The sequence below is a fragment of the Streptomyces sp. NPDC044003 genome (genome assembly GCF_056435185.1).
The window spans coordinates 174,402-180,401 of record NZ_JBWKFA010000014.1; the positions used below are offsets into that span (position 1 = coordinate 174,402).

The 6,000-nt window shown below is 71.5% G+C and carries 4 protein-coding genes; 3 read left to right on the plus strand and 1 reads right to left on the minus strand.

What is annotated here, in order from left to right:
- The first annotated feature begins 435 nt into the window (after positions 1-435).
- Positions 436-4,125 carry a non-ribosomal peptide synthetase family protein gene (locus tag AC07AW_RS36940; protein ID WP_478819828.1) on the plus strand — a complete coding sequence of 1,230 codons (3,690 nt, stop codon included), beginning with the start codon at positions 436-438 and terminating at the stop codon, positions 4,123-4,125.
- Here AC07AW_RS36940 and AC07AW_RS36945 read toward each other — a convergent pair.
- Positions 4,094-4,864, minus strand: a complete 771-nt coding sequence (locus AC07AW_RS36945; RefSeq protein ID WP_478819829.1) for a GbsR/MarR family transcriptional regulator — start codon at positions 4,862-4,864, stop codon at positions 4,094-4,096. The two genes, AC07AW_RS36940 and AC07AW_RS36945, sit on opposite strands and share 32 nt — an antisense overlap.
- Before the next feature lie 262 nt (positions 4,865-5,126).
- On the opposite strand from AC07AW_RS36945, the gene AC07AW_RS36950 reads away from it, so the two are divergent.
- Together AC07AW_RS36950 and AC07AW_RS36955 are read left to right on the plus strand one after the other, a co-directional pair.
- The gene (locus AC07AW_RS36950; RefSeq protein WP_478819830.1) at positions 5,127-5,792 is read left to right on the plus strand and encodes a DUF4097 family beta strand repeat-containing protein; all 666 of its coding nucleotides are present in this window, start codon (positions 5,127-5,129) and stop codon (positions 5,790-5,792) included.
- Between the two features lie 31 nt (positions 5,793-5,823).
- Positions 5,824-6,000: ATP-binding cassette domain-containing protein (locus AC07AW_RS36955; RefSeq protein WP_478819836.1), on the plus strand; the 177-nt coding region annotated here is incomplete at its 3' end.

Sequence of the window (6,000 nt, forward strand, 5' to 3'; positions counted from 1 at the left end):
CACGTGGGGGACCCGCGCCCGCGCTGGGCGGTGCCCCCACCCCCCGTGTGGGCCCGCGCCCTGCGCTGGACGGCGCCTCCGCCCACCCCCCCACGTGTGGGACCCGCGCCCGCGCTGGGCGGTGCCCACCCGCCGTGTGGGCAATCGTCCCGCTGGGGCGGGACGGGTGGGCACACGGGACGGCGCCCTCTAGCGGCGCCTCCGCGTTCCGAGCCTGGACCCGCACCCCAAGCGGCGGTGCACAACGTGGTGCGAGTCAGGGCGCGGAAGCCTCGGGCGCCGGCAGGGCGCGGGTCCGTTGTGCCCACCCGTTCCGCCCCTTGCGGAACGCCTGCCCACAACGGCGGGGCGCATGCCCACAACGGGGGCGGGTGGGTGCCGTCCCGGTGGAACGTGTGCCCGCAACGGGCGCCGCCCGAGTCCGAAGGGAACCCCATGTCCACGCTCGACCGGCTCCTCCGTACCCACGTCGCCGTGCGACCGGACGCCCCCGCCGTCGCCTTCGGCGAAGAGGCGCTCTCCTTACGGGAGTTGTACGACGCCGCGGCCCGGCTCGCCGCCCACCTCCGGGCCCTAGGCATCGGTCCCGACGCCCGCGTAGGCGTCTTCGTCGAGCCGTCGCTCGACCTGATGACCGGCGTCTGGGGCGTCGTACTCTCCGGCGGCGCGTACGTCCCGCTCTCGCCCGAGTACCCCGAAGAGCGCCTGCGCTACATGATCGAGGACAGCGGCTCCCGGGTCGTCGTCACCCAGCCGCGCTTCCGGGACCGCGTCACGGACCTCGCCCCGCCCGGCACGACGGTCGTCACGCTCGGGGACATACCGACGGCACCGGCACCGGCACCGGCACCCGCACCCGCCCCGTACGAGATCCGCGCGAGCGACCTCGCCTACGTCATCTACACCTCCGGCTCCACCGGCAGGCCCAAGGGCGTCATGGTCGAGCACCGTTCGATCGTCGCCCAGATGCGCTGGATGGCGGCGGAGCATCGCCTCGGCCCGGATGCCGTCGTCCTCCAGAAGACCCCCATGAGCTTCGACGCCGCGCAGTGGGAGATCCTCGCCCCGGCCGTCGGCGCCCGTGTCGCCGTCGGTCCGCCCGGGGTCTACCGCGACCCCGAGGGCCTGGTCGACGCCGTCCGCGCGCACGGCGCGACCCTGCTCCAGGGCGTGCCCACCCTCCTCCAGGCCCTCGTCGACACCGAGCGCCTCGGTACCTGCGGCAGCCTGCGGAGGGTGTACTCGGGCGGCGAGATCCTCTCCCGGAACCTCGCCGTGCGGCTCCTCGCCGAGCTCCCGGCCGCCGAGCTGATCAACCTCTACGGCCCCACCGAGTGCACCATCAACGCCTCCTCGTACACGGTGGACCGTGCGACGGTCGCCGATGGTCCGGCCGCGATACCGATCGGCAGACCGGCGTACGACACGACCTTCCGCATACGTGACGGCGAGCTGTGCATCGGCGGGGTCCAGGTCGCGCGGGGGTACCTGGACCGTCCCGAGCTCACTGCCGAGAGGTTCCTCCTCACCGACACCGGCGAACGCCTCTACCGCACCGGCGACCTCGCCCACTGGAACGACGACGGCACCGTCCAGTTCGCCGGCCGTGCCGACAACCAGATCAAGCTGCGCGGCTTCCGCGTCGAGCTGGACGAGATCGCGCTCGCCATCGAGAACCACGACTGGGTCAAGAACGCGGCGGTCATCGTCAAGAACGAGCCCCGCACCGGCTTCCAGAACCTGGTCGCCTGCGTGGAGCTGTCGCCGAAGGAGGCGGCGCTGATGGATCAGGGCAACCACGGCGCCCACCACCAGTCCAAGGAGTCCAAGCTCCAGGTCAAGGCCCAGCTCTCGAACGCCGGCACCCGTGAGGACGCCGAGCTCGCGGGCTGCCCGGTGGTCCAGCTCCCGGGCGCGACGCCGACCGAGCGGATGCGCCGTACGGTCTTCGCCCGCAAGACGTACCGCTTCTACGAGGGCGGCGAGGTCACCCGCGCCGACGTCCTGGCGGCCCTGGCCCGCCGCCCCGAGGGGATCGGCTCCCGGGCCGTCGGCAGTCTCACCGCGGCCGATCTCGGGGAACTCCTGCGCTGGTTCGGCCAGTTCACGAGCGAGGAGCGGCTCCTCCCGAAGTACGGCTACGCCTCACCGGGCGCGCTGTACGCGACGCAGCTGTTCGTGGAGGCGCACGGGATCGCGGGTCTCGACCCGGGCACGTACTACTACCACCCGGTCCGCCACCGCCTGTACCTGACCGATCCGCTGCCGGACGCCGGCGAACCGTCCCTCCGGTTCCGCTTCCTCGGCAAGCGGTCCGCCGTCGAGCCCGTCTACCGGAACAACATCCAGGAGGTCCTGGAGATCGAGACCGGCCACATGGTCGGCCTCTTCGAGGAGATCCTGCCCGGGTACGGCCTCGACGTCAGGCCGTGCGGGGGCGCGCTCTGGGAAGTGATCCCGTACGACGAGGGGGCGCGGACCGACCCCGAGGTCGACGTCTACGTCCAGGCGCACGGCGACCGCGTGACCGGTCTCCCGGAGGGCCAGTACGTGCACGCCGACGGCGACCTGGTCCCGGTCTCGGCCTCCCTCGTCGAGAGGAAGCACGTCATCGCGATCAACCAGGCGGTGTACGAGCGGGCCTCGCTCGGCGTCACCGTCGTGAGCCGGACGGCGGAGACGGACCGCGCGTACGTCGACCTCGGCCGCACCCTCCAGCGGTTCCAACTCGGCGGCCACGGCCTCGGGTTCATGTCCTCCGGCTACAGCTCCGAGTCCGGCCACCCCCTTCCCGCCGCCCGGCGCGTGGACGAGGTCCTGACGGCGGCGGGGCGGCCGACCGGCCCCTCGTACTTCTTCGTCGGCGGCCGGGTCAGCGAGGAGCAGCGGCTGAGCGAGGGCATGTACGAGGACACGGTCCACATGAGGGGCCCGGCGGAGATGATCCGTGACGACCTGGCGCAGCACCTGCCGGACTACATGATCCCGAACCGGGTCGTGGTCCTGGACCGGCTGCCCCTTTCGGCGAACGGCAAGGTGGACGTGAAGGCGCTCGCCGATCTGGCCGTGGTGAATGCCGGTCTGCACGGCCGCCCGCACGTCCTGCCCCGTACGCGTACGGAGAGCAGGCTCGCGGAGATCTGGGCGGCGGCGCTCAAGTACGAGGAGGTCGAGGCGGTCTCCGTCCTGGACGACTTCTTCGAGTCCGGCGGGAACTCGCTGATCGCGGTCGCGCTGGTCACCCGTGTCAACCGTGCGTTCGGCGCCTCGCTCCCGCTCCAGATCCTCTTCGAGCGGCCGACGATCGAGAAGCTCGCCCACCAGCTGGACGGCGCCGCCGCGACGCCCGCGTCCCGTCTCGTACGGCTCCACGCGGCCGGCACGCAGTCGCCCGTGTACTGCTGGCCGGGGCTCGGGGGCTACACGATGAACCTGCGGCACCTGGCGGAGGAGGTCGGCGTCGACCGCCCCTTCTACGGCGTCCAGGCCCACGGCATCAACCGGGGCGAGGAGCCCTACGCCACGATCCGCGAGATGGCCGCCGCCGATGTGGCCGCGATCCGCCGCCGCCAGCCCACCGGCCCGTACACCCTGTGGGGTTACTCCTTCGGTGCCCGTGTCGCCTTCGAGTCGGCGCACCTGCTTGAGGCGGCGGGGGAGCAGGTGGAGAACCTCTTCCTGATCGCCCCCGGCTCCCCGAAGGTCCGGTCGTCGGAGACCGGCGGAGCGTCGTACGACAACCCGGCGTTCGTGACGATCCTGTACTCGGTCTTCGCGGGCGTGATCGACGCGAGCGTGACGGCGGATGGCCGGGAGGGCTTCGTGGCGTACGTCGCGGAGAGGTTCCCGGCCCTGGATCCGGACCTGATCGGCCGGATCGTCTCGATCGTCGAGGAGACCTTCGAGTTCACGTACACCTTCCGGGAGTTGAGGGAGCGGCAGGTGGCGTGCCCGGTGACGCTCTTCAAGGCGGAGGGGGACGACTACTCGTTCCTGGAGGGCGCCACGGGCTGGTCGACGCGGCCGCCGACGGTCGTGGAGCTCGACGCGGACCACTACAGCCTGCTGCGTCAGCCCGATCTGACGGAGCTGGTCAAGAAGATCCGCTACCGCCTGGGGCTGTAGCGGTCTCGTCGGAGGCCTCGTCCGTCGTCGGGGCCTTCGTGTGGAGGATGGCCCGGGCCTGTTCGGCGGCCCGGGTCGTCGTCTCGGAGACGAAGTCGAGGAAGCGGGCGACGTTCTCCAGGCGGTTGCCGGTCGGGGTCCGGGCGCCGAAGACGGTGACGCCCTCGCGCGCGGTGTCGACGATCTGTGCCAGGGCGCGGGCGGAGGCCATCATCGACTGGTACCAGACGTCGTCGTCGACGGCGTAGCGCTCGCGGCGGCGGTCGTCGCGCTCCCGGCGGATGAGGTCCTGGCTGTCGAGGAACGAGACGGCCTTGGAGATGGACGCCGGGCTGACCTGGAGGCGCTCGGCGAGCTCGGACGCGGTGAGGCTGCCCGCGTCGGCGAGCGTGAGGGCGGCCATGACGCGGGCCATCATCTTGGGCATGCCCGAGGCCATCATGACGGTCGTGAACGTCTCCTCGTACGCGCGCACGGCCTCGGCGTCGCGCCCGTGCGGCTGCGGGGCGACGGAGGTTCCCCGCGGGGTGGCCGGCTTGCGGCGGTGGGCGCGGTGCTCGGTGGCGCGGTGGGCGAGGTCGGCGCGGTAGCCGGTGGGGCCGCCGTTGCGCATGACCTCCCGCGTGATGGTCGAGGTCGGGCGTTCGAGGCGCCGGGCGATCTCCGCGTAGGCGAGGCCGTCGGCCAACCCCAGGGCGATCTGCTGGCGTTCGGGCTGGGTGAGTCTGCCTCCCGGCATCGCGGTCTCCTTCGTGGGCGGGTGGGCGCTGGGGCTTGTCGTGGCGCCAGCATAGCGTTCACTCCCATTTCATTGCAACGAATCCTGGGTGGGTTGTTGCATTAGATCCAGAACCATTGCAATGAAATCCTACAACTGACCTGCAGTGATGGGCTTTTCTCGCAATGAACTGCTTGCCGAGTTGTCGAACGCAACGTAGCTTTTCCCTCATCGGAAAGAGCGCGGCGAACAAGCGCCGGCTCACACGAGGGAGAGACTCACCATGCAGAAGTTCGACACCGCCGCCGCCGTCGTCGCCATCCTCGCCGTCCCCGCCGGACGTATCCGGCTCGTCGCCGCCGATCGGACCGACACCACCGTCGAGGTCCTGCCGGCCGACCCCTCCAAGGGCCGTGACGTGAAGACGGCCGAGCGGACCGAAGTCGCCTACGCCGACGGCGTCCTGCGCATCGAGGTCCCGAAGGCGAAGAACGGCATCCTCGGCAACACCGGCTCCATCGAGGTGACGGTCCAGCTGCCCGCCGGCTCCCGCGTCGAGGCGCAGGCCGCCGCCGCCGAGTTCCGCGCCGTCGGCCGGCTGGGCGACGTCAGCTTCGAGGGCGCGTACCGGCAGATCAAGGTCGACGAGGCCGCGAACCTCCGCCTCACCGCGACCGACGGCGACGTCGAGGTCGGCCGGATCACCGGCTCGGCCGAGATCAGCACCGCGCGGGGCGACATCCGCATCGCCGAGGCCGTGAGCGGCACGGTGAGCCTGAGCACCCAGATGGGCGACATCTCGGTCGCCGCCGCGGCCGGAGTCTCCGCCTCCCTGGACGCCGGCACCGCCTACGGCCGCGTCAGCAACTCCCTGAAGAACGACGGTACTTCCGGCCTGAGCATCCAGGCCGCGACGGCGTACGGCGACATCGCCGCCCGCAGCCTCTGACCAACCCACTGCCTTCGAGGAGCACATCACCATGACCACCCCGGCGATCGCGGCGAACGGGCTGCGCAAGTCCTACGGCGACAAGACCGTGCTCGACGGCATCGACCTGACCGTCCCCGAGGGCACGATCTTCGCGCTGCTCGGCCCGAACGGCGCGGGCAAGACGACGGCCGTGAAGATCCTGTCCACGCTGATCACCGCCGACGGC